Annotated in this window: 23 protein-coding genes, 4 tRNA genes and 1 pseudogene; 21 read left to right on the top strand and 7 right to left on the bottom strand. The window is 59.6% G+C overall.

Annotated features, from left to right (window positions below):
- The first annotated feature begins 6 nt into the window (after window positions 1-6).
- Window positions 7-1,905: a sulfate adenylyltransferase subunit CysN gene (cysN, locus tag BFP95_RS01505; RefSeq protein ID WP_065875177.1), complete on the top strand. Its 1,899-nt coding sequence runs from the start codon at window positions 7-9 to the stop codon at window positions 1,903-1,905.
- 176 nt (window positions 1,906-2,081) lie between these two features.
- Here cysN and BFP95_RS01500 read toward each other — a convergent pair whose 3' ends face one another.
- From BFP95_RS01500 to BFP95_RS01490, 3 genes are all read right to left on the bottom strand, one after another.
- On the bottom strand, window positions 2,082-2,981 hold the full coding sequence (locus BFP95_RS01500; RefSeq protein ID WP_065909043.1) for an acyltransferase: 900 nt from the start codon (window positions 2,979-2,981) through the stop codon (window positions 2,082-2,084).
- Entirely contained in the window at window positions 2,982-5,081 is a 2,100-nt protein-coding gene (pta, locus tag BFP95_RS01495) for a phosphate acetyltransferase (RefSeq protein ID WP_065875175.1), read from the bottom strand.
- A gap of 79 nt (window positions 5,082-5,160) precedes the next feature.
- The gene (locus BFP95_RS01490; protein ID WP_139114552.1) at window positions 5,161-5,451 is read right to left on the bottom strand and encodes a DUF3565 domain-containing protein; all 291 of its coding nucleotides are present in this window, start codon (window positions 5,449-5,451) and stop codon (window positions 5,161-5,163) included.
- Between BFP95_RS01490 and BFP95_RS01485 the strand changes: the two genes are divergently transcribed.
- Window positions 5,450-5,935 (top strand): FKBP-type peptidyl-prolyl cis-trans isomerase, encoded by a 486-nt coding sequence (locus BFP95_RS01485; protein WP_012722137.1) that lies wholly within the window; start codon window positions 5,450-5,452, stop codon window positions 5,933-5,935. The two genes, BFP95_RS01490 and BFP95_RS01485, sit on opposite strands and share 2 nt — an antisense overlap.
- 196 nt (window positions 5,936-6,131) lie before the next feature.
- Here BFP95_RS01485 and rpsT read toward each other — a convergent pair whose 3' ends face one another.
- Window positions 6,132-6,410: a 30S ribosomal protein S20 gene (gene rpsT, locus BFP95_RS01480; RefSeq protein ID WP_003188401.1), complete on the bottom strand. Its 279-nt coding sequence runs from the start codon at window positions 6,408-6,410 to the stop codon at window positions 6,132-6,134.
- Between the two features lie 253 nt (window positions 6,411-6,663).
- Here rpsT and murJ point away from each other — a divergent pair, with 253 nt between their 5' ends.
- The 6 genes from murJ (at window position 6,664) to ispH (ending at window position 14,185) form a co-directional block, all read left to right on the top strand.
- Window positions 6,664-8,202: a murein biosynthesis integral membrane protein MurJ gene (gene murJ, locus BFP95_RS01475; protein WP_065909040.1), complete on the top strand. Its 1,539-nt coding sequence runs from the start codon at window positions 6,664-6,666 to the stop codon at window positions 8,200-8,202.
- A gap of 119 nt (window positions 8,203-8,321) precedes the next feature.
- Window positions 8,322-9,260, top strand: coding sequence for a bifunctional riboflavin kinase/FAD synthetase (gene ribF / locus BFP95_RS01470; protein WP_049710077.1), 939 nt, complete (start codon window positions 8,322-8,324; stop codon window positions 9,258-9,260).
- A gap of 14 nt (window positions 9,261-9,274) precedes the next feature.
- Complete coding sequence (gene ileS / locus BFP95_RS01465; protein WP_065909037.1) at window positions 9,275-12,106, top strand: isoleucine--tRNA ligase; 2,832 nt, start codon at window positions 9,275-9,277, stop codon at window positions 12,104-12,106.
- Entirely contained in the window at window positions 12,099-12,608 is a 510-nt protein-coding gene (gene lspA, locus BFP95_RS01460) for a signal peptidase II (protein WP_065890544.1), read from the top strand. The genes ileS and lspA overlap by 8 nt, the downstream gene beginning before the upstream one ends.
- Before the next feature lie 7 nt (window positions 12,609-12,615).
- Complete coding sequence (locus BFP95_RS01455; RefSeq protein WP_175403053.1) at window positions 12,616-13,053, top strand: FKBP-type peptidyl-prolyl cis-trans isomerase; 438 nt, start codon at window positions 12,616-12,618, stop codon at window positions 13,051-13,053.
- 184 nt (window positions 13,054-13,237) lie between these two features.
- Window positions 13,238-14,185, top strand: coding sequence for a 4-hydroxy-3-methylbut-2-enyl diphosphate reductase (gene ispH / locus BFP95_RS01450; protein WP_012722142.1), 948 nt, complete (start codon window positions 13,238-13,240; stop codon window positions 14,183-14,185).
- A 19-nt stretch (window positions 14,186-14,204) separates the two neighbouring features.
- On the opposite strand, the pseudogene BFP95_RS01445 reads toward ispH, so the two are convergent.
- Window positions 14,205-14,720, bottom strand: a pseudogene (locus tag BFP95_RS01445) (GspH/FimT family pseudopilin); the annotation flags it as partial.
- Between the two features lie 193 nt (window positions 14,721-14,913).
- Here BFP95_RS01445 and pilV point away from each other — a divergent pair.
- The 5 genes from pilV to thiO all read left to right on the top strand — a co-directional run bounded on the left by pilV (window position 14,914) and on the right by thiO (window position 18,225).
- A complete protein-coding gene (gene pilV, locus BFP95_RS01440) occupies window positions 14,914-15,399 on the top strand; it encodes a type IV pilus modification protein PilV (protein ID WP_065879642.1) in 486 nt (161 codons plus the stop codon).
- Entirely contained in the window at window positions 15,396-16,103 is a 708-nt protein-coding gene (locus BFP95_RS01435) for a PilW family protein (RefSeq protein WP_065909034.1), read from the top strand. Before pilV ends, BFP95_RS01435 begins: the two co-directional genes overlap by 4 nt.
- Before the next feature lie 6 nt (window positions 16,104-16,109).
- Window positions 16,110-16,640: a pilus assembly PilX family protein gene (locus tag BFP95_RS01430; RefSeq protein WP_065909031.1), complete on the top strand. Its 531-nt coding sequence runs from the start codon at window positions 16,110-16,112 to the stop codon at window positions 16,638-16,640.
- An 11-nt stretch (window positions 16,641-16,651) separates the two neighbouring features.
- Entirely contained in the window at window positions 16,652-17,053 is a 402-nt protein-coding gene (locus BFP95_RS01425; protein ID WP_065875166.1) for a type IV pilin protein, read from the top strand.
- A 62-nt stretch (window positions 17,054-17,115) separates the two neighbouring features.
- Window positions 17,116-18,225, top strand: a complete 1,110-nt coding sequence (thiO, locus tag BFP95_RS01420) for a glycine oxidase ThiO (RefSeq protein ID WP_065875165.1) — start codon at window positions 17,116-17,118, stop codon at window positions 18,223-18,225.
- Here thiO and BFP95_RS01415 read toward each other — a convergent pair.
- Together BFP95_RS01415 and BFP95_RS01410 are read right to left on the bottom strand one after the other, a co-directional pair.
- On the bottom strand, window positions 18,212-18,445 hold the full coding sequence (locus tag BFP95_RS01415; RefSeq protein ID WP_065875164.1) for a PP0621 family protein: 234 nt from the start codon (window positions 18,443-18,445) through the stop codon (window positions 18,212-18,214). The genes thiO and BFP95_RS01415 overlap by 14 nt on opposite strands.
- A gap of 124 nt (window positions 18,446-18,569) precedes the next feature.
- The gene (locus BFP95_RS01410) at window positions 18,570-19,595 is read right to left on the bottom strand and encodes an outer membrane protein assembly factor BamD (protein WP_049710065.1); all 1,026 of its coding nucleotides are present in this window, start codon (window positions 19,593-19,595) and stop codon (window positions 18,570-18,572) included.
- Between the two features lie 149 nt (window positions 19,596-19,744).
- Between BFP95_RS01410 and rluD the strand changes: the two genes are divergently transcribed.
- The 8 genes from rluD to BFP95_RS01370 all read left to right on the top strand — a co-directional run.
- A complete protein-coding gene (gene rluD, locus BFP95_RS01405) occupies window positions 19,745-20,707 on the top strand; it encodes a 23S rRNA pseudouridine(1911/1915/1917) synthase RluD (protein WP_049710064.1) in 963 nt (320 codons plus the stop codon).
- Window positions 20,704-21,429 carry a peptidoglycan editing factor PgeF gene (gene pgeF / locus BFP95_RS01400; RefSeq protein ID WP_065875162.1) on the top strand — a complete coding sequence of 242 codons (726 nt, stop codon included), beginning with the start codon at window positions 20,704-20,706 and terminating at the stop codon, window positions 21,427-21,429. The genes rluD and pgeF overlap by 4 nt, the downstream gene beginning before the upstream one ends.
- Window positions 21,430-21,559: 130 nt before the next feature.
- On the top strand, window positions 21,560-24,124 hold the full coding sequence (clpB, locus tag BFP95_RS01395; protein WP_065875161.1) for an ATP-dependent chaperone ClpB: 2,565 nt from the start codon (window positions 21,560-21,562) through the stop codon (window positions 24,122-24,124).
- A 303-nt stretch (window positions 24,125-24,427) separates the two neighbouring features.
- Window positions 24,428-24,503: transfer RNA gene (locus BFP95_RS01390), tRNA-Asn, on the top strand.
- A gap of 10 nt (window positions 24,504-24,513) precedes the next feature.
- Window positions 24,514-24,590: transfer RNA gene (locus tag BFP95_RS01385), tRNA-Pro, on the top strand.
- Window positions 24,591-24,595: 5 nt separating this feature from the next.
- A tRNA-Lys gene (locus BFP95_RS01380) sits at window positions 24,596-24,671 on the top strand.
- A 94-nt stretch (window positions 24,672-24,765) separates the two neighbouring features.
- Window positions 24,766-24,842 (top strand) — tRNA-Pro (locus tag BFP95_RS01375).
- Between the two features lie 367 nt (window positions 24,843-25,209).
- Window positions 25,210-26,006 (top strand): IS110 family transposase (locus BFP95_RS01370; RefSeq protein ID WP_065909028.1); only part of this gene is annotated, 797 nt, incomplete at its 3' end.

The following is a 26,006-nucleotide window of genomic DNA, read 5'->3' as shown; positions in this document are numbered from 1 at the left end:
GCTGTCATGTCGCATCAATCTGATTTGATCAGCGAGGACATCCTCGCTTACCTGGGCCAGCACGAGCGCAAGGAAATGTTGCGCTTCCTGACCTGCGGCAACGTCGACGACGGCAAGAGCACCCTGATCGGGCGCCTGCTGCACGACTCCAAGATGATCTACGAAGATCACCTGGAAGCCATCACCCGCGATTCGAAGAAGTCCGGCACCACCGGTGACGACGTCGACCTGGCGTTGCTGGTCGACGGCCTGCAGGCTGAGCGTGAGCAAGGCATCACCATTGATGTCGCCTACCGCTACTTCTCTACCGCCAAGCGCAAATTCATCATCGCCGACACCCCCGGCCATGAGCAGTACACCCGCAACATGGCCACCGGTGCGTCCACCTGTGACTTGGCGATCATCCTGATCGACGCCCGCTACGGCGTGCAGACCCAGACCCGTCGCCATAGCTATATCGCCTCGTTGCTGGGCATCAAGCACATCGTGATCGCCGTCAACAAGATGGACATCAATGGCTTTGACCAAAGCGTATTCGAGTCGATCAAGGCCGATTACCTGAAGTTTGCCGATGGCATCGCCTTCAAGCCGAGCACCATGGCCTTCGTGCCGATGTCGGCGCTCAAGGGCGATAACGTGGTCAACAAGAGCGAGCGTTCGCCCTGGTACACCGGGCAGTCGCTGATGGAGATCCTCGAAACCGTCGAGATCGCCAACGACCGCAACTACACCGACCTGCGTTTCCCGGTGCAGTACGTCAACCGGCCGAACCTGAACTTCCGTGGTTTCGCCGGCACCCTGGCCAGCGGCATCGTGCACAAGGGCGACGAAGTCGTGGTGTTGCCGTCGGGCAAGAGCAGCCGCGTCAAATCCATCGTCACCTTTGAAGGTGAGCTGGAACACGCCGGCCCTGGTCAAGCGGTGACGCTGACCATGGAAGACGAGATCGATATCTCCCGTGGCGACCTGCTGGTACATGCCGACAACGTGCCGCAAGTGACCGACGCTTTCGACGCCATGCTGGTGTGGATGGCCGAAGAACCGATGCTGCCGGGCAAGAAATACGACATCAAGCGCGCCACCAGCTACGTGCCGGGTTCCATCACCAGCATCGTGCACCGTGTGGATGTGAACACCCTGGCCGAAGGCCCGGCGAGTTCGCTGCAGTTGAACGAGATTGGCCGGGTCAAGGTCAGCCTCGACGCGGCCATCGCCCTGGACGGTTACGACAGCAACCGCACGACCGGTGCGTTCATCGTCATCGACCGCTTGACCAACGGCACTGTGGCCGCGGGCATGATCATCGCACCGCCAGTCACTCACGGCAGCGCGTCGCAGCACGGCAAGCTGGCCCACGTGGCCACCGAAGAACGTGCCCTGCGCTTCGGCCAGCAGCCGGCCACCGTGTTGTTCAGCGGCCTGTCCGGCGCCGGCAAGAGCACCTTGGCCTACGCGGTTGAGCGCAAGCTGTTCGACATGGGCCGTGCGGTGTTTGTACTGGACGGCCAGAACCTGCGTCACGACCTGAACAAGGGCTTGCCGCAGGACCGTGCCGGGCGCACCGAGAACTGGCGTCGTGCCGCTCACGTGGCGCGTCAGTTCAACGAAGCGGGCCTGCTGACCCTGGCCGCGTTTGTGGCACCGGATGCCGAAGGCCGTGAACAGGCCAAGGCGCTGATCGGTGGCGACCGTCTGCTGACGGTCTACGTGCAAGCGTCACCGCTGGTGTGCGCCGAGCGTGACCCGCAAGGCTTGTACGCGGCGGGCGGGGATAACATCCCTGGCGAGTCGTTCCCGTATGACGTGCCGTTGAATGCCGATCTGGTCATCGACACCCAGGCCCTGTCGCTGGAAGACAGCGTCAAGCAAGTGCTGGAGTTGTTGCGTCAGCGCGGCGCGATCTAAGCCTCGCCGCCACAAAAAAGCCCGCCACCGAGCAATCGGTGGCGGGCTTTTTACATTCTTCAGTCGGAGTGCGGTCAAAAATGTGGGAGCGGGCTTGCTCGCGAATGCGGAGTGTCAGCCAATACATAGGTAACTGATCCACCGCCTTCGCGAGCAAGCCCGCTCCCACATTTTGATCATCGGTTGTCTGGGAAATCTGTGTGCAATTTAGCGAGCAACTGATCCTTCTCTTCCCACAACCGATTGATCCACCCCTGGAACGCCAACCGATACTCCCCATCCTGCTCATAATTCTTTCCAATGAACTCAGCCGGGATCTGCACCTCTTCAAACTGCACCACCACGTCCTTCACATTCCCGCACAGCAAATCCCAATACCCAGGGCGTCCGGCAGGGTAGTGAATGGTCACGTTGACCAATGACTTCAACTGCTCACCCATCGCGTCCAGCACAAACGCGATGCCACCGGCCTTGGGTTTGAGCAGGTAGCGAAACGGCGAGTTCTGCTGCGCATGCTTGCCGGGGGTAAACCGCGTGCCTTCGGCAAAGTTGAAAATTCCCACCGGGTTGTCGCGAAACTTCGCACAGGTCTTGCGCGTAGTTTCCAGGTCCTTGCCCTTTTTCTCCGGGTGTTTTTCCAGATAAGCCTTGGTGTAGCGTTTCATGAACGGAAAGCCCAGCGCCCACCACGCCAGGCCGATTACCGGCACCCAGATCAGCTCCTGCTTGAGGAAGAACTTCAGCGGGCGGATCCGACGGTTCAGCACATATTGCAGCACCATGATGTCGACCCAGCTCTGGTGGTTGCTGGTCACCAGGTACGAGTGCTGGTAATCCAAGCTTTCCAGGCCTTTAAGGTGCCAGCGCGTGCGCCGGACCAGGTTCATCCAGCCCTTGTTGTTGGTGACCCAGGCCTCATGCGTGTGGTTCATCAGCCATTCGCTGAAACCCTTGGCAAACGGCAGCGCCTTGAACAGCGCGACGATAAACAAGAACGAGCACAGCAGGATCGTGTTCAGCGCCAGCAACAGCGATGCGATCACCCCGCGCACGGCGGCAGGTAGAAAATCCAGCATTTAGATATCCATAGGTCGGTTGGCGGCTTGGATCGCGGTGAGCGCGATGGTGTACACAATGTCGTCCACCTGAGCGCCACGCGGCAGGTCGTTGACCGGTTTGCGCAGGCCTTGGAGCATCGGCCCCAGGCTCACGCAATCGGCGCTGCGTTGTACCGCTTTGTGGGTGGTGTTGCCGGTGTTCAGGTCGGGGAACACGAACACCGTGGCCTTGCCGGCAACCAGGCTGTCGGGGGCCAGTTGGCGGGCCACGGTTTCGTTAGCCGCGGCATCGTATTGCAGTGGGCCGTCGATCAGCAGCGAGCTTTGTTGCTCATGGGCGAGCAGGGTGGCTTCACGGACTTTCTCCACTTCCTCGCCGCTGGCGGAGTCGCCGCTGGAATAGCTGATCATCGCCACGCGCGGCGTGATGCCAAAAGCAGCGGCCGAATCAGCGCTTTGCAGGGCGATCTCCGCCAGTTCGGCAGCGCTCGGGTGCGGGTTCATCACACAGTCGCCGTACACCAGCACCTGCTCAGGGAACAGCATGAAAAACACCGACGACACCAGCGTGCAACCCGGTGCGGTCTTGATCAGCTGCAGGGCAGGGCGGATGGTATTGGCGGTGGAGTGGATAACGCCGGAAACCAGGCCGTCCACTTCATCCAGAGCGAGCATCATGGTAGCGATCACCACGGTGTCTTCCAGTTGCTGCTCGGCCATCGGCGCGTTGAGGCTCTTGCTCTTGCGCAGCGCGACCATCGGTTCCACGTAGCGCTGGCGGATCAGGTCCGGGTCGAGAATCTCCAGGCCTTCGGGCAATTCGATGCCTTGGGCGCGGGCGACCGCTTCCACATCCGCCGGCTTGGCCAGCAACACGCAGCGAGCAATGCCGCGTGCCTGGCAGATAGCGGCGGCTTGTACGGTCAGCGGTTCGCTGCCTTCCGGCAACACAATGCGTTTGTTGGCGGCCTGGGCGCGCTGGATCAACTGGTAGCGGAACACCGCCGGCGACAGGCGCATCTCCCGCGGCGTGCCGCAACGCTGGTGCAGCCAGCGCGCATCGAGGTGACTGGCGACGAAATCGGTGATGATTTCCGCGCGCTCGCGGTCATCGATGGGAATTTCTTTATTGAGGCTGTTGAGCTGGTTGGCAGTGTCATAGGAACCGGTGCTCACCGACAGCACCGGCAGGCCGGCCTGGAACGCACCTCGGCATAAATCCATGATGCGCGGGTCGGGCAGGGTGTCGCTGGTGAGCAACAGGCCGGCCAGCGGTACGCCGTTGATCGCGGCCAGGCTGACGGCGAGGATGATGTCGTCGCGGTCGCCGGGGGTTACCACCAGCACGCCGGGCTTGAGCAGCTCCACGGTATTTCGCATGGTGCGGGCGCAGATGATGATCTTGGTCATGCGGCGGGTTTCGTAGTCGCCGGCGTTGAGGATCTGCGCGCCCATCAGGTCGGCCACGTCGCGGGTGCGTGGGGCGTTGAGTTCCGGCTGGTAGGGGATGCAGCCGAGCAGGCGGAAATCACCGCTGCGCAGCAGGGGCGAATGTTCCTTGAGGCGCGCGGAGAAGGCTTGCATGCTTTCGTCGGTGCGCACCTTGTTAAGGATCACGCCGAGTACTTTCGGGTCTTTCGGGCCGCCGAACAGTTGGGCCTGCAATTCCACGCGGCCGGAGAGTTCGGTGAGCACTTCGTTTTCCGGGGCGGAGACCAGGATCACTTCCGCATCCAGGCTCTTGGCCAGGTGCAGGTTGACCCGCGCGGCATAGCTGGCGCTGCGGGTCGGCACCATGCCTTCGACGATCAGCACGTCCTTGCCCACTGCGGCCTGTTGGTACAGCGTGATGATTTCTTCCAGCAACTCGTCGAGCTGGCCGTCGCCGAGCATCCGCTCGACATGGGCCAGGCCCAGGGGTTGTGGTGGCTTGAGGCCGTGGGTGCGCGCTATCAGTTCGGTGGAGCGCTCAGGGCCAGTGTCGCCCGGGTGTGGTTGGGCAATCGGTTTGAAAAAGCCGACTTTCAGCCCGGCTCGCTCAAGGGTGCGCACCAGCCCAAGGCTGATGGAGGTCAGACCCACACCAAAATCGGTGGGCGCGATAAAAAAAGTTTGCATGCGAATTCTCTGGAGTTGCATGGCTTGGGTGGCGCTCTATGGCTGAGCGTCTACCGGGAATCAGATGCCAAGGTTATCGTTATTCGTGCACTTGCGCACACCAGCCGCAGGCAAAGGGCTGGCCTATTTTTTCAATACGTTGCGCGCGGTCAAGCACCCACGCGCGCGACTGCCAGGGCGGCTGGTGGCGCAGGTGCTGGGTGTGGCCGCAGGACAGCTCGGCAACCCAGTGCCGGTCTTCATCCTGATGAAAACCGGTGATCGTCGAGTGGCTTGTCTGACCCCGTCCGTCCGGGTTCTGTTCGCTTTCGGGCAAATCCTTGTTTAGACTTGTCCGTTCTTCATTCTTATGCAAAAGGTCTCGCCCCATGACGATCGCCGCTAACAAGGCTGTCTCCATCGACTATACCCTGACCAACGACGCTGGTGAGGTCATCGACAGCTCCGCCGGCGGCGCGCCGCTGGTCTACCTGCAAGGCGCAGGTAACATCATCCCAGGCCTGGAAAAGGCCCTGGAAGGCAAACAAGTTGGTGATGAGCTGACCGTTGCCGTAGAACCTGAAGATGCCTACGGCGAATACTCGGCCGAGTTGGTCAGCACGCTGAGCCGCAGCATGTTCGAAGGCGTTGACGAACTGGAAGTAGGCATGCAGTTCCACGCCTCCGCGCCGGACGGCCAAATGCAGATCGTCACCATCCGTGACCTGGACGGCGACGACGTTACCGTCGACGGCAACCACCCTCTGGCTGGCCAGCGCCTGAACTTCCAAGTGAAGATCGTTGCCATCCGCGACGCTTCCCAGGAAGAAGTGGCTCACGGCCATGTCCACGGTGAAGGTGGTCATCACCACTGATTGATGCATTGATCAGCTGGTAGCAAAAACGCCCCGACTGGTTCGGGGCGTTTTTTTTGTGCTCGAAAATACACTGCTCCCACATTTTGATCTGCGCACTCCACATATCGGGCGCAAACAAAAATGCCCCGGACCTTTCGGTACGGGGCATTTCTTAACTGTTTCACAACCTGGGTTGCGTTGCAGTTGTTACCACTTAGGCTGCAGCAGGAACGCTCAGAGCCTTGATGTGGCCATTCAGGCGGCTCTTATGACGAGCGGCCTTGTTCTTGTGGATGATGCCTTTATCGGCCATACGGTCGATAACTGGCACAGCCAGAACGTAAGCAGCTTGGGCTTTTTCAGCGTCTTTGGTGTCGATGGCCTTAACTACATTCTTGATGTAGGTACGAACCATGGAACGCAGGCTGGCGTTGTGGCTGCGACGCTTCTCAGCCTGTTTTGCACGTTTTTTGGCGGAAGGTGTGTTGGCCACCGTCGAGCTCCTCGAAAGACTTTTTAGGAAATAGCAAACAAAATAGGCCGCGAATCATGCCGATGACTTGATGTGTTGTCAAGAGCGGCTGATGCGAACTGCTGAGTGGTCGATCTGAAGAGGCGGGTGATTTATTTCCGGCGCTTGACCTGTAAACTCGCGAGCTTTGGCTCTGTGCTGTTGCAGGCGCGCAGTATCGCATAAGTGGGCGCTTCTTTCGCCTGCTGTTTATCTATAGGCGCAAACTCTTTCAATGAATCTGCTCAAATCGCTGGCCGCCGTCAGCTCTATCACAATGATCTCCCGGGTTTTGGGGTTTGTGCGTGACACCCTGCTGGCGCGCATTTTCGGCGCCAGCATGGCCACGGATGCCTTCTTTATTGCCTTTAAATTGCCCAACCTGCTGCGGCGGATCTTCGCCGAGGGCGCGTTTTCCCAAGCGTTCGTGCCCATCCTGGCGGAATACAAGACCCAGCAGGGTGAGGAAGCGACGCGCACTTTTATCGCCTATGTCTCGGGCCTGTTGACCCTGGTGCTGATGCTGGTGACCGTGCTCGGCATGCTTGCTGCTCCCTGGGTCATCTGGGCCACAGCCCCGGGTTTCGCCAATACACCAGAAAAATTCGCGCTGACCACTGACCTGCTGCGGGTGACCTTTCCTTATATATTGCTGATCTCCCTTTCATCGCTGGCCGGGGCGATCCTCAATACCTGGAACCGCTTCTCGGTGCCGGCCTTCGTGCCGACCCTGCTGAACGTCAGCATGATCATCTTCGCGCTGTTCCTCACGCCGTACTTCGATCCTCCGGTGATGGCGTTGGGCTGGGCAGTGCTGGCCGGCGGCCTGGCGCAATTGCTCTACCAACTGCCGCACCTGAAAAAAATCGGCATGCTCGTATTGCCGCGCCTGAACCTCAAGGACACCGGCGTCTGGCGCGTGATGCGCAATATGCTGCCGGCGATCCTCGGCGTCTCAGTCAGCCAGATTTCCCTGATTATCAACACGGCGTTCGCTTCGCTGCTGGTGTCCGGCTCGGTGTCGTGGATGTACTACGCCGATCGTCTGATGGAATTGCCGTCCGGCGTGCTGGGCGTGGCGCTGGGCACGATTTTGCTGCCAACCCTGGCGCGCACTTACGCCAGCAAGGACCGCCAGGAATACTCGCGCATCCTCGATTGGGGCCTGCGCCTGTGTTTTGTACTAGTGCTGCCATGTGCCCTGGCCCTGGGGATTCTGGCGGAGCCGCTGACCGTGTCGCTGTTTCAATACGGCCAATTCGATGCCCATGATGCATTGATGACGCAGTACGCACTGGTCGCCTATTCCGTAGGGTTGCTCGGCATTATCGTGATCAAGGTGCTGGCACCAGGCTTCTACGCCCAGCAAAACATCCGTACACCGGTCAAAATCGCCATTTTTACCTTGGTCGTAACGCAGCTGCTCAACCTGGTGTTCATCGGTCCGTTGGCCCATGCCGGCCTGGCACTGGCTATCAGCGTCGGTGCGTGCATCAACGCCGGGCTGTTGTTTTACCAGCTGCGCAAGCAGCAAATGTTCCAGCCGCAGCCCGGTTGGGGCCTGTTTGCGCTAAAGCTGCTGGTAGCGGTGGCGGTGATGTCGGCCGTGCTGCTGGGCTTGATGCACTATATGCCCGCCTGGGACGAGGGCCACATGCTGCAGCGCTTTATGCGCCTTGGCGTGCTGGTAGTCGCCGGCGTGGTGGTGTACTTCGGGATGTTGCTGCTGCAAGGCTTCCGCTTGCGGGATTTCAATCGCAAGTCATTGAGCTAGAGAGTTTGCCGCGATAAAACGGTTGTTTTATCGATTCGATCCATTTGGCTTGTGCTGTTGCCTGTCGTCCGGGGCCGGGTGTGGTTATAATCGACCACTTTATGAGCAAGAAGCGCGTTATGCAGCTGGTTCGAGGTCTCCACAACCTGCGCCCTGAACATCGGGGCTGCGTCGCCACTATTGGCAACTTTGACGGTGTTCACCGTGGCCACCAGGCTATCCTGGCCCGGCTGCGCGAGCGCGCAGTCGAGTTGGGCGTGCCCAGCTGCGTGGTGATTTTTGAGCCGCAGCCGCGGGAATACTTTACCCCCGAGACAGCGCCGGCGCGTCTTGCCCGCTTGCGAGACAAGCTGCAATTGCTGGCTGAAGAAGGCGTGGACCGCGTCCTCTGCCTGGCTTTCAACCAGCGCTTGCAAAGCCTGAGCGCTGCCGAGTTTGTCGACCGCATCCTGGTCGATGGCCTGGGCGTGCAGCATTTGGAGGTCGGTGACGACTTCCGCTTTGGTTGCGACCGCGTCGGGGATTTCGATTTCCTGCAACAGGCCGGCGCCAACCAGGGGTTTACCGTCGAAGCCGCGCAAACCGTCGAACTGGACGGCCTGCGCGTGAGCAGTACCCAGGTGCGTAACGCCCTGGCCGCTGCCGACTTCGCCTTGGCCGAGCGTTTGCTCGGTCGCCCGTTCCGCATTGCCGGTCGGGTCCTGCACGGTCAGAAGCTGGCGCGCCAATTGGGCACGCCAACCGCCAACGTGCAACTCAAGCGCCGTCGCGTGCCGCTGACCGGGGTGTATCTGGTGAGCGTCGATATCGACGGCCAAGCGTGGCCGGGAGTCGCCAACATAGGCGTCAGGCCCACGGTTGCAGGTGATGGCAAGGCCCACCTGGAAGTACACCTGCTGGATTTTGCCGGTGATCTGTATGACCGGCGTTTGACGGTGGTTTTCCACCAGAAGCTGCGTGAAGAGCAGCGTTTCGCCTCCCTTGAGGCGTTGAAAACGGCGATCAATGCGGATGTCGCCGCCGCCCGTGCACTAGCCGCACCTAGCGCCCATCGCTAACCGAAGAGCCTTAAATGACCGACTATAAAGCCACGCTAAACCTTCCGGACACCGCCTTCCCAATGAAGGCCGGCCTGCCACAGCGCGAACCGCAGATCCTGCAGCGCTGGGACAGTATTGGCCTGTACGGAAAGTTGCGCGAAATTGGCAAGGATCGTCCGAAGTTCGTCCTGCACGACGGCCCTCCTTATGCCAACGGCACGATTCACATCGGTCATGCGCTGAACAAAATTCTCAAGGACATGATCCTGCGCTCGAAGACCCTGTCGGGCTTCGACGCGCCGTACGTCCCGGGTTGGGACTGCCACGGCCTGCCGATCGAACACAAAGTCGAAGTGACCTACGGCAAGAACCTGGGCGCGGATAAAACCCGTGAACTGTGCCGTGCCTACGCCACCGAGCAGATCGAAGGGCAGAAGTCCGAATTCATCCGCCTGGGCGTGTTGGGCGAGTGGGACAACCCGTACAAGACCATGAACTTCAAGAACGAGGCCGGTGAAATCCGCGCCTTGGCCGAAATCGTCAAGGGCGGTTTCGTGTTCAAGGGCCTCAAGCCCGTGAACTGGTGCTTCGATTGCGGTTCGGCCCTGGCTGAGGCGGAAGTCGAGTACGAAGACAAGAAGTCCTCGACCATCGACGTGGCCTTCCCGATCGCCGACGACGCCAAGTTGGCCCAGGCTTTTGGCCTGGCAAGCCTGAGCAAGCCGGCTGCCATCGTGATCTGGACCACCACCCCGTGGACCATCCCGGCTAACCAGGCGCTGAACGTGCACCCGGAATTTACCTACGCCCTGGTAGATGTCGGTGACCGCCTGCTCGTGCTGGCTGAAGAAATGGTCGAAGCCTGCCTGGCGCGTTACGAACTGCAAGGTTCGGTGATCGCCACCACCACCGGCGCAGCGCTGGAACTGATCAACTTCCGTCACCCGTTCTATGACCGCCTGTCGCCGGTGTACCTGGCTGACTACGTCGAACTGGGTTCGGGTACGGGCGTTGTTCACTGCTCGCCTGCCTACGGCGTGGACGACTTCGTGATCTGCAAGAAGTACGGCCTGGTCAACGACGACATCATCAACCCGGTGCAAAGCAACGGCGTCTACGTGCCGTCGCTGGAGTTCTTCGGCGGCCAGTTCATCTTCAAGGCCGACCAAGCGATCATCGAAAAGCTGCGTGAAGTCGGTGCGCTGATGCAAACCGCCACCATCCAGCACAGCTATATGCATTGCTGGCGCCACAAGACTCCGCTGATCTACCGCGCCACCGCGCAGTGGTTCATCGGCATGGACAAAGAGCCGACCCGCGGCGACACCCTGCGTAATCGCGCGATCAAGGCTATCGAAGAAACCAAGTTCGTCCCGGCCTGGGGCCAGGCGCGCCTGCACTCGATGATCGCCAATCGTCCGGACTGGTGCATCTCCCGCCAGCGTAACTGGGGCGTGCCAATCCCGTTCTTCCTGAACAAGGAAAGCGGCGAGCTGCACCCACGTACCGTTGAACTGATGGAAATCGTTGCCCAGCGCGTTGAACAGGAAGGCATCGAAGCCTGGTTCAAAATGGACGCCGCCGAACTGCTGGGCGATGAAGCGCCGCAGTACGACAAGATCAGCGATACCCTCGACGTGTGGTTCGACTCCGGCACCACCCATTGGCACGTCCTGCGCGGTTCGCACCCGATGGGCCACGAGACCGGCCCACGTGCCGACTTGTACCTGGAAGGCTCGGACCAACACCGTGGCTGGTTCCACTCGTCGCTGCTGACCGGTTGCGCCATCGACGACCACGCGCCGTACCGCGAACTGCTGACCCACGGCTTCACCGTCGACGAGACGGGCCGCAAGATGTCCAAGTCGCTGAAAAACGTGATCGAACCGAAAAAGATCAACGACACCTTGGGCGCCGACATCATGCGCCTGTGGGTAGCGTCGACCGATTATTCGGGCGAGATTGCCGTGTCGGATCAGATCCTGGCTCGTAGCGCCGATGCCTACCGCCGTATCCGTAATACCGCACGCTTCCTGCTGTCGAACCTGACCGGCTTCAACCCGGCCACCGACATCCTGCCGGCCGAGGACATGCTCGCCCTGGACCGTTGGGCTGTGGACCGTACCCTGTTGCTGCAGCGTGAATTGCAGGAGAGCTACGGCGAATACCGCTTCTGGAACGTCTACTCGAAGATCCACAACTTCTGCGTTCAGGAGCTGGGTGGTTTCTACCTCGACATCATCAAGGATCGCCAGTACACCACCGGCGCCAACAGCAAGGCACGCCGCTCGGCGCAGACTGCGCTGTACCACATCAGCGAAGCGCTGGTGCGCTGGATCGCGCCGATCCTGGCGTTCACCGCCGACGAACTGTGGGAATACCTGCCGGGCGAGCGTAACGAGTCCGTGATGCTCAACACCTGGTACGAAGGCCTGACCGAACTGCCGGCCGACTTCGAACTGGGCCGCGAGTACTGGGAAGGCGTAATGGCCGTCAAGGTTGCGGTGAACAAGGAGCTGGAAGTGCAACGTGCGGCCAAGGCCGTCGGTGGCAACCTGCAAGCCGAAGTCACCCTGTTCGCCGAAGAAGGCCTGACCGCCGACCTGGCCAAGCTGAGCAACGAGCTGCGCTTCGTGCTGATCACCTCCACCGCGAGCCTGGCACCGTTTGCCCAGGCTCCGGCGGACGCGGTTGCCACCGAAGTACCGGGCCTCAAGCTCAAAGTGGTCAAGTCGGCCTTCCCTAAGTGCGCCCGTTGCTGGCACTGCCGCGAAGATGTTGGCGTGAACCCTGAGCATCCGGAAATCTGTGGTCGTTGTGTCGACAACATCTCGGGTGCTGGTGAGGTTCGCCACTATGCCTAATGCCGGTCGTTTCGGACGTCTGGGCTGGCTCGTACTGAGCTTGCTGGTGCTGGTCATTGACCAGGTCAGCAAGGCTCATTTCGAGGGCACTCTGGAAATGTTCCAGCAGATCGTAGTCATCCCGGATTACTTCAGCTGGACCCTGGCCTACAACACTGGCGCGGCCTTCAGCTTCCTCGCTGATGGAGGCGGCTGGCAGCGCTGGCTGTTCGCCGTGATCGCGGTGGTGGTCAGTGCGGTGCTGGTCGTGTGGCTCAAGCGTCTTGGTCGCGATGACACCTGGTTGGCGATCGCCTTGGCTCTGGTGTTGGGTGGCGCGCTGGGCAACCTGTACGATCGCATTGCCCTGGGCCATGTGATTGACTTCATCTTGGTGCATTGGCAGAACCGTTGGTACTTCCCGGCGTTCAATTTTGCCGACAGTGCCATCACCGTCGGTGCAATCATGCTGGCGTTGGACATGTTCAAAAGTAAGAAAACCGGAGAGACCGTCAATGACTGATCAGGTATTGGCTGAGCAACGCATCGGCCAGAACACGGAAGTCACCTTGCATTTCGCACTGCGCCTTGAGAACGGCGACACGGTCGACAGCACGTTCGACAAAGCCCCGGCTACCTTCAAGGTGGGCGACGGCAACCTGCTGCCGGGTTTCGAAGCGGCCCTGTTCGGCTTCAAGGCGGGTGACAAGCGTACCCTGCAGATCCTGCCGGAAAACGCCTTTGGCCAGCCCAACCCGCAAAACGTGCAAATCATCCCGCGTTCGCAGTTCCAGGACATGGACCTGTCGGAAGGCCTGCTGGTGATCTTCAACGATGCGGCGAATACCGAGCTGCCCGGCGTGGTGAAAACCTTTGATGACGCGCAAGTGACCATCGACTTCAACCACCCGCTGTCCGGTAAAACCTTGACCTTTGACGTTGAAATCTTCAGCGTTAAAGCGCTTTAAACTGACAGAAGCGGTTCCTGTGTGAGCTGGCTTGTGTGGGAGCTGGCTTGCCTGCGATGCAGACGACTCGGTGTATCGACTACACCGCGGTGATGCTATCGCAGGCAAGCCAGCTCCCCAGGAGTCGGTTTCCCCAAGGGCTGTGTTGATCTAATTTCTTGCAGGGCAAGACACGAGGCACAGCATGCAAATCAAACTCGCCAACCCCCGTGGCTTCTGCGCCGGTGTGGACCGGGCGATCGAAATCGTCAATCGCGCCCTGGAAGTCTTCGGGCCGCCGATTTACGTGCGCCATGAAGTCGTCCACAACAAATTCGTGGTCGAGGACCTGCGCGCGCGCGGTGCCATCTTTGTCGAAGAGCTGGACCAGGTGCCGGACGACGTAATCGTCATCTTCAGCGCCCACGGTGTTTCCCAGGCCGTGCGTACCGAAGCGGCAGGCCGTGGCCTGAAAGTCTTCGATGCCACCTGCCCGTTGGTCACCAAGGTGCACATCGAAGTCGCGCGCTACAGCCGTGACGGTCGAGAGTGCATCCTGATCGGCCATGCCGGCCACCCGGAAGTTGAAGGCACCATGGGCCAGTACGATGCCAGCAATGGCGGGGCTATCTACCTGGTCGAAGACGAAAAGGATGTTGCCAATCTTCAGGTGCAAAACCCTGAACGCCTGGCATTCGTGACCCAGACCACCTTGTCTATGGACGACACCAGCCGCGTTATCGACGCGCTGCGTAGTCGCTTCCCGGCCATCGGCGGGCCGCGCAAGGACGACATCTGCTACGCCACCCAAAACCGGCAGGACGCGGTCAAGCAACTGGCCGATGAATGTGACGTGGTCCTGGTGGTCGGCAGCCCTAACAGCTCCAACTCCAACCGCCTGCGTGAGCTGGCTGAGCGCATGGCAACCCCTGCATACCTGATCGACGGCGCCGAAGACATGCAGCGCAGCTGGTTCGATGGCGTCGAGCGCATTGGTATCACGGCGGGTGCTTCGGCCCCGGAAGTGCTGGTGCGCGGCGTTATCCAGCAGTTGCATGCGTGGGGTGCCACCGGTGCGGACGAACTGGCGGGTCGCGAAGAAAACATCACGTTCTCCATGCCCAAGGAGCTGCGGGTTCGCTCGCTGCTCTGATTGTCCGGGTGCCGGATTAGCTCCGGCACAATGCCTGCTCGGCACGGTCGCTGCGCAGGCTGATGCGCCCGCTGGGCGCCAGTACGACCTGATACAGGCTCTGTGGCTGCTCCGAGTCGCACACATGCACAGTACCTGCACGAAACCCTCCCCCTGAAAATATCGGCTCGCCCAGCCCGCTGAAGCGCACCTGGTTCTTGAGCGGCCCATTGCCGACGATCGGGACCTTCCCGCTGTCCTGGTGCTCCAGCAATACCGGGTTTTTATCGTCCAAGTGGCCGCGTCCGCTCTCATCCACGATCACCCGCCAACCCCGGCTCCAGTCTTCGTCCAGCGCGTGAATGACCACCGCCCGATTGCGTGCGACGGCTTCGGTGCGTGCGTAGCGCAGTCCTCCCGCCAAGGACTGTGCCGCGCTATGTCGTTGCTGTGATTCCAGCAGGCTCTTGAAACTGGGCACTGCCAGGTTAGCCAGGACGCTGCTCACGATCAGTCCGAGTAGCAGTTCAATCAGGGTGAAACCTCGTTGTTGCATATGCCATCCCTCCATGGATTTGAGTACAGCCATAGGTATAGCGCCCGTGCTGTGGCGCTGGATGGTGGCCTTTATGTCCAAAGTATTTCGCTTTGTTCCGGGAGCAGCGCGGGTGAAAAACCGACGCTAGTCTTGGGCCGTACAGCAGATTTCAGCTGCTTTTTTCTGGCCTTCGACACGGATGACGACGGTAATGCTTGCCTGCCCAAACACCAGTTTTCCCCACGCCTTACTCCGGCACCAACGCGGCATGACGCTGATCGAGGTGTTGGTTGCGGTGCTGATTCTCACCATCGGGCTGTTGGGCGCGGCGGTGATCCAGCTCAATGCGCTGAAATACACCGACAGTGCCAGGATGACCAGCCAGGCCAGTTTCATTGCCTACGACATGCTCGACCGAATCCGCGCCAATTCCGCTGCCGACTACGCATGGGAGCGGTCCGAGCGTGCTCCGGCGAGCAGCGCTACCGCTAGCGTGCGCGACCAGGACCTGCATGATTTCGAGGCGAATATTCTCGGCTTCGCCGGGGAGAGCGCCAAAGGCGCGGTGTCGATCAGTGCAAACGAAGCCACTGTCAGTATCAGTTGGGATGACAGTCGAGGCGCTAACAGCCCGGGTGCTCGGGAAACATTCATTCTGACCAGTCGCGTCAGTGATGAGCCGGGGGTGACGCAATGAGGCGTCGCACTCGGGGTTTCAGCTTGGTGGAATTGCTGTTGGCTTTGGCGATGGGCTTGGTGCTGGTGCTAGGGGTCAGCCAGGTGGCGATCAATTCCAGGACCACCCACGACAGCCAGCAGGCCGCCATGATGCTGCAGGATGATGCGCGGTTCGTGCTGGGCAAGATGACCCAGGATATCCGTCAGGCGGGCATGTTTGGCTGTTTGGCCACGGAGTTTATCGACAACGCTCCTCCGGCCTTTGATCGGCCTGTCAGTTGGAGTGCTGGGGCGGGTGCAAGGTCGCTCACACTGGTGACCGCGGATGTCGGCAATGAGAGTGGCAAACCCGATTGGACGGTGCTGTCTGACTGCACAGGCAGCGCCCAAGCGTATGCCGGAAATTCCCCTGTGCCTGCACCCGGACAGATCCGTTTTGCACTGCGCCAACTCACGTACATCTTCGAAGCGGGCCAATTGAAGGTCAGCACGCCTGCGGCCCCCGCCAAGGCAGTGCTGGTGGATAACGTGCAGGCATTCGATATCAGCTTTGGCGTGGCTGCCAAAGCCGCATCAACAGAGGTCGTGCGCTATGACTCGAGTCCCGCCGATGTGTCCCTGATACGCAGTGTACGCATTCTGATGACGCTGCGAGATCCGACCGAGCGGGTTAAAGATCAAACCTACAGCGTCGTGGCGGCGCTGCGAAACCGTCTGGGATAAGCCGCCATGATGCTCACGGAAGGCATTCGTTTGCGCCAGGCGGGCATGGTTCTGCTGATCAGCCTGGTGTTCCTGTTGCTGGTGTCGCTGATCGGTTTGTCGTCGATGCAAGGCGCAGTCATCCAGCAAAAGATCGCCGGTAGTCTCTGGCAGCGCAATCAGTCGCTGCAAAGTGCCGAGAGTGGCTTGAGGCGCGGTGAACAGGCCATACAGCGGTCATTCGCGACGTTGCCGTTGTGCCAGTCGATGGTTGCCTGTGCGCCGCCGCAAGCAGCATTTTCAGTGGTCGGAGCGGGAGTGGACCCCGTTTCTGGCGTCACCTGGGTTGTGCTTAAGGGCGGGGTATACGGCATTCAATTCCTGGGCCCCGCAGTAGGGGTGGCCCATTTACCCCCGCAAACCCACGCTGCGTTGTACCGAGTGACAGCTGTCGGGCTGAGCGGCCAACTGCGCACGGTGCTGGAGAGCGTCTACGCACGGGTGGACGAGGAGGGAGGCTCGCGTTTTCGGCGTGTCGCATGGCGGCAACTTCAATAAGGAGCAATGTAATGGGCATGGATAGCCAGGGTTTCACCCTGATCGAGTTACTGATCGCTGTAGCGCTTATCGCGGTTCTCGCTGGGATCGCTTATCCCGGATACACCGGCCATATGAAAAAAGTGTATCGCGCTGAAATCGTCGCGTTGTTGACCGAGCAAGCTCAACACCTGGAGCGCTTTTATACGAGGAACGGCACTTTTATTGACGCAAGCGGCGTCAGTGCGGGCAATGATCGCTATAGAATCAGCGCTGCATTGAACCCTCAGGATTTCCAGCTGGTGGCTACGCCTGCTGTCGACTCGATAATGGTCGGCGACCCTTGCGGCGACTTCAGCCTGACCAGCACCGCTGCGCGGTCCAATCCGGGCGCGGCGCCAGACATGTCGCGCAAGCTGTGCTGGGGGCAATAATGAGGGTGCTGGATGATTGGGCGCCGGGTGCGCTTGTTCCTATTTATCGGCTGGATCAAATGATGGCAGAGCAACAGCAGGTAGTGATAGTCGGTGGCGGGGTCATCGGTTTGTTGACGGCGTTCAACCTGGCGACCCAAGGGCAAGCGGTGGTACTGCTGGAGCGCGCGGGGTTGGGGCAGGAGTCTTCCTGGGCGGGCGGCGGGATTGTTTCGCCGCTGTATCCGTGGCGCTATAGCCCGGCAGTCACCGCGCTGGCGCATTGGTCCCAGGATTTTTATCCGCAGCTGGCAGAGCGCTTGTTTGCTGCGACGGGTGTCGACCCTGAGGTGCACACCACAGGGCTGTACTGGCTGGACCTGGACGACGAAGTCGAAGCCCTGGCTTGGGCTGTGCGTGAAGGCCGGCCATTGAGCAAAGTGGACGTGTCAGCCGCCCATGATGCCGTTCCGGTGCTGGGCAGTGGGTACTCCCAGGCGATCTATATGGCCAACGTCGCCAATGTGCGCAACCCGCGCTTGGTCAAATCCCTCAAGGCTGCACTGCTGGCGCTGCCCGGTGTGACCATTCATGAACAGTGCGAAGTGACCGGGTTTGCCCTGGACGCTGGCAATGTGGTGGGCGTGAAGACGGCCGACGGCCCGATCTTCGGCGATCATGTCGTTCTTGCGGCGGGCGCCTGGAGCGGTGAGTTGCTTGGCACACTCGGCTTGGCGCTACCGGTGGAGCCGGTCAAAGGCCAGATGATCCTGTACAAATGCGCCTCTGACTTCCTGTCGAGCATGGTCCTGGCCAAGGGGCGCTATGCGATCCCTCGGCGTGACGGGCACATCCTGGTCGGCAGTACGCTGGAGCATGAAGGCTTCGACAAGACTCCCACTGAAACAGCGTTGGAAAGCCTCAAGGCGTCAGCGGTGGAGTTGATTCCTGCCTTGGCGGACGCCGAGGTTGTTGGGCACTGGGCCGGATTGCGCCCAGGTTCGCCGGAAGGTATCCCTTACATCGGCCGCGTGCCGGGATTCAAAGGGTTGTGGCTCAATTGCGGGCATTACCGCAATGGCCTGGTGCTTGCGCCGGCGTCCTGCCAATTATTTACCGACTTGCTGCTGGCGCGTACGCCAATTATCGACCCGGCGCCTTATGCGCCCGAGGGTCGGATCAACGCTGGATAGACTTCGGCCCCTGCTCCAGATGCGCCTGGGTGCAATACCACTCCTGGCGCGAGCCCAAGGCACGATCCTGCGGTAGGTGCACGCCGCAGTGGGCGCAACGCACCATCAAGGCGGCGTCGGGCTCACTGGCGCGTTGCTGTTTGGCGGCCGGGCTTTTGAATTTGCGCCAGAACCATACTGCAGCGGCAATGACGGCAATCCAGAACAGTAGACGAAGCATGATGGGCAGTTTCTCGACAAGGAATGCGCCAGTTTAGCCAAGGACGTGCCAGGCGCACAGCGCAATAATATCGCTCACAAAAAAGGAGCCTCGAAAGGCTCCTTCTTGATGACGCAGGGTGCAATCAGTCAAACACACCAAAGGTCATGTAGCTGAACCACGAACGGTCCTGGTTGTTGCCCAGGGCCTGTGGCTCTTCCTCTTCGATCACGTCGCCGTTCTCGTCATGCGGCTTGAGGTCCGAAGGGATAGCGTCCTTGGCGTCCTGGTACTGCTTGATCACGTCCTGGTTGGCGCGGGTTTCGCCCGGCGGCAGCGGTGGACGGGACTCGATCAGGCCCAGGGTGTACTTGCTCAGCCACGAACGGTTGTCGGCTTCGGCAACCTGAGGCACGAACTGGCCATCTTTCAGGCTAGGGTGGTCAGGGTAGTTGAGCTTCAGGGTTTCCAGGCTGGTGCTGGCCAGGTCGTCCAGGTGCAGACGCTGGTAAGCCTCGGTCATCACTGCCAGGCCGTCACCCACGGAAGGGGTTTCCTGGAAGTTCTCGACGACATAACGGCCACGGTTGGCGGCCGCTACATAGGCCTGACGGGTCAGGTAGTAGTGAGCCACGTGGATCTCGTAGGACGCCAGCAGGTTGCGCAGGTAGATCATGCGCTGCTTGGCGTCCGGCGCGTAGCGGCTGTTGGGATAGCGGCTGGTCAGTTGCGCGAACTCGTTGTAGGAGTCGCGGGCAGCGCCCGGGTCACGCTTGGTCATGTCCAGCGGCAGGAAGCGCGCCAACAGGCCAACGTCCTGGTCGAACGAGGTCAGGCCCTTCATGTAGTAGGCGTAGTCGACGTTCGGGTGCTGCGGATGCAGGCGGATGAAACGCTCGGCGGCGGACTTGGCAGCTTCCGGTTCGGCGTTCTTGTAGTTGGCGTAGATCAGCTCGAGCTGGGCCTGGTCGGCGTAGCGCCCGAACGGATAACGCGACTCCAGTGCCTTCAGCTTCGCTGTGGCGCTGGTGTAGCTATTATTGTCCAAGTCTTTCTGAGCCAGTTGGTACAACTCGACTTCGCTCAGGTTTTCGTCGACGACTTCCTTTGTTGACGAGCAAGCAGCAGTCATGGCGAGGATGGCGATCAGCAGCAGGTGTTTCACTTGCATGGCGGCTTGCGTCCCTATGACGGCCGCTGTCTTGGGCGGGGCCGTCCTGTTATGATGAGCGCCCCGTTGAAAGCCTCGGGGCAAAAGACGCCGTATTTAACCACAAGCGCGCAGCCGAAACCAAAGGCTGTGCCACGCCTAGTCTGAGCATGTCCGATAAAATTGAACTTCGCGCAGAGGTGCCGTCCGAATTGGGCGGCCAACGCCTCGATCAAGTCGCCGCACAATTATTCGCTGAGCACTCGCGCTCGCGCCTTTCCGCCTGGATCAAAGACGGCCGCCTGACTGTGGATGGAGCGGTTATCCGCCCGCGAGACACAGTCCATGGCGGTGCGATTCTTGAGCTGACTGCCGAGCAGGAAGCCCAGGGAGAATGGGTTGCCCAGGACATTGAGCTGGACATCGTCTATGAAGACGACGACATCCTGGTCATCAACAAACCCGCAGGCCTGGTGGTTCACCCGGCCGCCGGGCACGCTGATGGCACTTTGCTTAATGCCTTGCTGCACCACGTGCCGGACATCATCAACGTCCCGCGCTGCGGCATCGTGCACCGTCTGGACAAGGACACCACCGGCTTGATGGTGGTGGCCAAGACCATTCAGGCGCAGACGCAGTTGGTCACACAATTGCAAAGCCGCAGCGTCAGCCGGATCTACGAATGCATCGTGATTGGCGTGGTGGTGGCAGGTGGCAAGATCAACGCCCCGATCGGTCGTCACGGCCAGCAGCGCCAGCGTATGGCGGTGATGGAGGGCGGTAAGCAAGCCGTCAGCCACTACCGTGTACTCGAGCGTTTCCGCTCCCACACGCATGTGCGGGTCAAGCTGGAAACCGGCCGTACGCACCAGATTCGCGTGCACATGGCGCACATTAACTTCCCGTTGGTCGGAGATCCGGCCTACGGCGGTCGCTTCCGTATTCCGCCGGCGGCCAGTGTGACCATGGTTGAATCGCTGAAATCCTTCCCGCGCCAAGCACTGCATGCACGCTTCCTCGAGCTGGATCATCCGACGAGCGGTAAGCGGATGAGCTGGGAATCGCCTCTTCCAGACGATTTGGTCTGGTTGTTGTCGCTGCTCAAGCAGGATCGCGAGGCATTTATCGGATGAGTGACTGGCTGATTCCTGACTGGCCTGCGCCGGCTCAGGTGAAAGCCTGCGTCACCACCCGTGCGGGCGGCGTCAGTCTGGCGCCGTTCGACAGCCTCAACCTGGGCGATCATGTCGAGGACAGCCTGGACGCCGTCCTGGAAAATCGCCGTCGGCTTACCGATGCCTTCGTTATACAGCCGGCCTGGCTGCGCCAAGTCCACGGTATCAAGGTGGTCGAGGCCGATCCTGGTCAGACTGTCGAAGCCGATGGCAGTTGGACCAGCACTCCAGGCATTGCCTGTACCTCAATGACTGCCGATTGCCTGCCCGCGTTGTTCTGCAACCGCGCCGGCACCCGTGTGGCGGCTGCCCATGCCGGTTGGCGCGGGTTGGCGGCAGGCGTGTTGGAGGCTGCTTTCGACAGCCTGGACGCCGAACCCGCTGACGTGTTGGTCTGGCTCGGCCCGGCCATTGGCCCACAGGCATTCGAAGTCGGCCCTGAAGTGCGTGAAGCCTTCATGCAGCAACTGCCGATTACCGCCGAAGCCTTTGTGCCCAGCCGCAATCCCGGCAAGTTCATGGCCGACATCTATCAGTTGGCCCGTTTGCGCCTTGCCGCGCGGGGTGTCACGGCTGTTTACGGTGGCGGTTTCTGCACCGTGACCGATCCACGCTTCTTTTCTTACCGCCGCAGCTCTCGCACCGGTCGGTTCGCCTCCCTTATCTGGCTCGAGCGCTAGACTCTTCTGATCTGCGTCAACTGTCCGTAGCTTGAATCTCCCAGAATCGACCACATCTATAGGGGTATCTGGCAGGTTTCTTCATTCAGGATGTTTTATAGCTCCGGCCTGCTCAAAAGGAAGGTGACTAATGCGTATTGATCGTTTAACCAGCAAATTGCAGTTGGCCTTATCAGACTCCCAATCGTTGGCGGTGGGCCTTGACCACCCGGCCATCGAGCCTGCGCACTTGATGCAGGCGCTCCTAGAACAGCAAGGTGGTTCTATCAAACCCTTGCTGATGCAGGTGGGCTTTGACGTCAACAGCCTGCGCAAGGAGTTGAGCAAAGAGCTCGACCAACTGCCGAAAATCCAAAACCCGACCGGCGACGTGAATATGTCGCAGGATTTGGCGCGCCTGCTGAATCAGGCTGACCGTCTGGCCCAGCAGAAGGGTGACCAGTTCATTTCCAGTGAACTGGTACTGCTCGCCGCGATGGACGAGAACAGTAAGCTTGGCAAATTGTTGCTGGGCCAAGGCGTGAGCAAGAAAGCCCTGGAAAACGCCATCAACAACCTGCGTGGCGGTGACGCGGTAAACGACCCCAACCATGAGGAGTCGCGTCAAGCACTGGATAAATACACGGTCGACCTGACCAAGCGCGCCGAAGAGGGCAAGCTTGATCCGGTGATCGGCCGTGACGATGAAATTCGTCGCACTATCCAGGTGCTGCAACGTCGCACCAAAAACAACCCGGTGCTGATCGGTGAGCCTGGTGTGGGTAAGACCGCGATTGCCGAAGGCCTGGCCCAGCGCATCATTAATGGTGAAGTGCCAGACGGCCTGAAAGGCAAGCGCCTGCTGTCCCTGGACATGGGTTCGCTGATCGCCGGTGCCAAGTTTCGTGGCGAGTTCGAAGAGCGTCTGAAATCCCTGCTGAATGAATTGTCGAAGCAGGAAGGGCAGATCATTCTGTTTATCGACGAACTGCACACCATGGTAGGCGCCGGCAAAGGCGAGGGCTCCATGGACGCCGGCAACATGCTCAAGCCAGCCTTGGCGCGGGGTGAGTTGCACTGCGTCGGTGCTACCACGCTCAACGAATATCGCCAGTACATCGAAAAAGACGCCGCCCTTGAGCGTCGCTTCCAGAAAGTGCTGGTGGAGGAGCCGAGCGAAGAAGACACCATCGCGATCCTGCGAGGCTTGAAAGAACGTTATGAGGTCCACCACAAGGTGGCGATCACCGACGGTGCGATCATTGCGGCGGCCAAGTTGAGCCATCGCTATATCACTGACCGTCAGTTGCCGGACAAGGCCATCGACTTGATCGACGAAGCGGCCAGCCGTATCCGCATGGAAATCGATTCCAAGCCGGAAGTACTCGACCGTCTGGATCGGCGCCTGATTCAACTGAAAGTTGAGTCCCAGGCCCTTAAGAAAGAAGAAGACGAAGCGGCGAAGAAACGTCTGGAAAAACTCCAGGAAGAAATCGTCCGTCTGGAGCGCGAGTATTCCGACCTGGAAGAAATCTGGACCTCGGAGAAAGCTGAAGTGCAGGGTTCTGCGCAGATTCAGCAAAAGATCGAGCAGTCCCGCCAGGAACTGGAAGCCGCACGCCGTAAAGGCGACCTGAACCGCATGGCCGAGTTGCAATACGGGGTGATCCCGGACTTGGAGCGCAGCCTGCAGATGGTCGATCAGCACGGTAAAAGCGAGAACCAGTTGTTGCGCAGCAAAGTGACCGAGGAAGAAATTGCCGAAGTTGTTTCCAAGTGGACCGGCATTCCGGTGTCGAAAATGCTCGAAGGTGAGCGCGACAAGCTGCTGAAGATGGAAAGCCTGTTGCACCAGCGCGTCATTGGCCAAGAAGAGGCTGTGGTGGCGGTGTCCAACGCAGTACGGCGTTCCCGTGCCGGTTTGTCCGACCCGAATCGCCCAAGTGGTTCGTTCATGTTCCTCGGCCCGACCGGCGTGGGTAAGACCGAGCTGTGCAAAGCCTTGGCCGAGTTCCTCTTTGATACTGAAGAGGCCATGGTGCGGATCGATATGTCCGAATTCATGGAGAAACACTCGGTGGCTCGCTTGATCGGCGCGCCACCAGGCTATGTGGGCTACGAGGAGGGCGGTTACCTGACCGAAGCCGTGAGGCGTAAGCCTTACTCGGTGATCTTGCTGGATGAGGTCGAGAAGGCGCATCCGGATGTGTTCAACATCCTGTTGCAAGTGCTGGAAGATGGCCGCCTGACGGACAGTCACGGGCGCACCGTGGACTTCCGCAACACGGTGATCGTGATGACCTCCAACCTGGGCTCGGCGCAGATCCAGGAGCTGGTAGGTGATCGTGAGGGCCAGCGTGCTGCTGTAATGGATGCGTTGACCACGCACTTCCGTCCGGAATTCATTAACCGGGTCGACGAAGTGGTGATCTTTGAGCCTCTGGCACGTGACCAGATCGCGGGTATCACCGAGATCCAGCTGGGCCGTCTGCGCAGTCGTCTGGCCGAACGCGAACTGTCGCTGGAGCTGGGCAGTGACGCGTTGGAGAAATTGATCGCGGTCGGTTATGACCCGGTGTATGGCGCACGGCCGTTGAAACGTGCGATCCAGCGCTGGATCGAAAACCCGCTGGCCCAGTTGATTTTGTCGGGCAGTTTCATGCCGGGCACCAGCGTCACGGCGACCGTGGAAAACGACGAAATCGTCTTCCACTGAGCCCAGGCTGTAGGCGGATAAGACAAGGCCCCGCATTACGGGGCCTTTTTTTTCGATAGGGCGTTGAACTGTAAGGCAAAGGCTTGTAAAGTGCGCCCCGCAGCAACGTCAGCCCACGGGTTTCTTCTCCCCAAGAAGAAATCAGAAACAAGCGCAAATCATTGTCTTAAAAGCAATTTAAAGGGTTGACAGGGGTTTTTAAGATTGTAGAATAGCGCGCCTCAGACACATGAACGTAGCGATACGGGCAAGTCGAAGAGAAGGTTACACAGCAGTAAAAGTTGTACATTTGAAATATGTAGTTCCGTGATAGCTCAGTCGGTAGAGCAAATGACTGTTAATCATTGGGTCCCAGGTTCGAGTCCTGGTCACGGAGCCAATTTCAAAACCGGGGTATAGCGCAGTCCGGTAGCGCGCCTGCTTTGGGAGCAGGATGTCAGGAGTTCGAATCCCCTTACCCCGACCATATTTGGGTCGTTAGCTCAGTTGGTAGAGCAGTTGGCTTTTAACCAATTGGTCGTAGGTTCGAATCCCACACGACCCACCATTTTTGAGACCAGTTAACGCTGGAATCAGATCTTAAGATCAGAGGCCAAAAGCACTGATCGAAGAAGGCGACTGAAAGGTCGCCTTTTTATTACCGGGGTATAGCGCAGTCCGGTAGCGCGCCTGCTTTGGGAGCAGGATGTCAGGAGTTCGAATCCCCTTACCCCGACCATATTAAAAATCCTCGTATCGAAAGATACGGGGATTTTTTTTTGTGCTGAAAATCTCAAATGCAACGCAAAAAAATGTGGGAGCGGGCTTGCCTGCGATAGCGGATTGTCAGCCAGCCTATGTGCTGCTGTTCCACCGCTATCGCGGGCAAGCCCGCTTGTGTCTTGAACCAGGCTTAAACTGAAGGTGAGAGCGGTGAGTGACAAGCTGAATGCCCGAAGTGCTTAAAGCACGTGTGGGAGCCCATGCTGTCACTCACCTCTCCACTCTGGTCATTGAGCCCGAACAGTTGAACGAGCCCACCTCGAACAGTTACAAGCGTGGGCCAAGCCAGAGCGCTCTCACCTTGAGTGTAAGAGGATTTGGCTATGTTTTCCTATCCAGCAGGTATTGATGTCTCCAGCGGTAGCCTCGAGATTCGGGTTGATCAACTGGATGTAGCGATGAGTTGTTCCAATTCGCAGAGTGATTTTCCTGGGTTAATTGGATGGCTAACCCTGCATCGCGTGGGTCGAGTGTTGCTGGAGGCCACTGGCGGTTACGAGCGCAAAGTCATGAAAGCGCTTCAAGCTGCGGGCTTTGAAGTCATACGGATCAACCCTTGCCGAGCCAAAAGCTTTGCCCGGGCTATGGGGCAACAAGCCAAAACCGATCCGATAGATGCACGCCTTCTTGCGCAGTTCGCAGCGGTCATCAAATCGCCCGATAGCCGGGTTACCAGCGCCGAGCAGGATGATTTGCGCGCCCTAGTCCAACAGCGAGAGCACTTTGTTCAGCAAAGAGATGACGACAAACGGCGGCTTAAAACGGCCTCCTCTGACGTGGTCAAGCCTGCGCTGCAGAGTCATATCGACTATTTGCAAAAAGTGCTGAAGGAGCTGGAAAGCCTGATCCGCCAAAGTACAGAACGTCTGGATCGTAAAAAAGTAGCCCTTCTGTGCTCAGTCAAAGGCATAGGACTTGTTACAGCGGCCAGCTTGATGTCCTATCTTCCGGAGCTAGGCGAGGTGGGTAGACATCAGATTGCAGCATTGAGCGGCACTGCGCCCTACAACGACGATAGCGGCAAGCACAAAGGCAAGCGTCATATCAGCGGCGGCAGGTTCGCCGCGAGGCGCTCACTGTATATGGCCTGTTGGTCAGTGATCCGGTTTCAGCCTGAGTT

This window comes from Pseudomonas sp. 58 R 12 (genome assembly GCF_900005865.1).
GTDB classification, from domain to species: Bacteria; Pseudomonadota; Gammaproteobacteria; order Pseudomonadales; family Pseudomonadaceae; genus Aquipseudomonas; species Aquipseudomonas tritici.
Note: the sequence above shows the minus strand (reverse complement) of the source record. Positions and strands in the feature narration are given on the sequence as shown.

Coding starts and splice junctions, on each gene's coding strand:
- cysN (WP_065875177.1), top strand. CDS start 7: ATGTCGCATCAATCTGATTTGATCAGCGAGGACATCCTCGCTTACCTG.
- BFP95_RS01500 (WP_065909043.1), bottom strand. CDS start 2,981: ATGCTGGATTTTCTACCTGCCGCCGTGCGCGGGGTGATCGCATCGCTG.
- pta (WP_065875175.1), bottom strand. CDS start 5,081: ATGCAAACTTTTTTTATCGCGCCCACCGATTTTGGTGTGGGTCTGACC.
- BFP95_RS01485 (WP_012722137.1), top strand. CDS start 5,450: ATGACGATCGCCGCTAACAAGGCTGTCTCCATCGACTATACCCTGACC.
- BFP95_RS01490 (WP_139114552.1), bottom strand. CDS start 5,451: ATGGGGCGAGACCTTTTGCATAAGAATGAAGAACGGACAAGTCTAAAC.
- murJ (WP_065909040.1), top strand. CDS start 6,664: ATGAATCTGCTCAAATCGCTGGCCGCCGTCAGCTCTATCACAATGATC.
- ribF (WP_049710077.1), top strand. CDS start 8,322: ATGCAGCTGGTTCGAGGTCTCCACAACCTGCGCCCTGAACATCGGGGC.
- ileS (WP_065909037.1), top strand. CDS start 9,275: ATGACCGACTATAAAGCCACGCTAAACCTTCCGGACACCGCCTTCCCA.
- lspA (WP_065890544.1), top strand. CDS start 12,099: ATGCCTAATGCCGGTCGTTTCGGACGTCTGGGCTGGCTCGTACTGAGC.
- ispH (WP_012722142.1), top strand. CDS start 13,238: ATGCAAATCAAACTCGCCAACCCCCGTGGCTTCTGCGCCGGTGTGGAC.
- pilV (WP_065879642.1), top strand. CDS start 14,914: ATGCTTGCCTGCCCAAACACCAGTTTTCCCCACGCCTTACTCCGGCAC.
- BFP95_RS01435 (WP_065909034.1), top strand. CDS start 15,396: ATGAGGCGTCGCACTCGGGGTTTCAGCTTGGTGGAATTGCTGTTGGCT.
- BFP95_RS01430 (WP_065909031.1), top strand. CDS start 16,110: ATGATGCTCACGGAAGGCATTCGTTTGCGCCAGGCGGGCATGGTTCTG.
- BFP95_RS01425 (WP_065875166.1), top strand. CDS start 16,652: ATGGGCATGGATAGCCAGGGTTTCACCCTGATCGAGTTACTGATCGCT.
- thiO (WP_065875165.1), top strand. CDS start 17,116: ATGGCAGAGCAACAGCAGGTAGTGATAGTCGGTGGCGGGGTCATCGGT.
- BFP95_RS01415 (WP_065875164.1), bottom strand. CDS start 18,445: ATGCTTCGTCTACTGTTCTGGATTGCCGTCATTGCCGCTGCAGTATGG.
- BFP95_RS01410 (WP_049710065.1), bottom strand. CDS start 19,595: ATGCAAGTGAAACACCTGCTGCTGATCGCCATCCTCGCCATGACTGCT.
- rluD (WP_049710064.1), top strand. CDS start 19,745: ATGTCCGATAAAATTGAACTTCGCGCAGAGGTGCCGTCCGAATTGGGC.
- pgeF (WP_065875162.1), top strand. CDS start 20,704: ATGAGTGACTGGCTGATTCCTGACTGGCCTGCGCCGGCTCAGGTGAAA.
- clpB (WP_065875161.1), top strand. CDS start 21,560: ATGCGTATTGATCGTTTAACCAGCAAATTGCAGTTGGCCTTATCAGAC.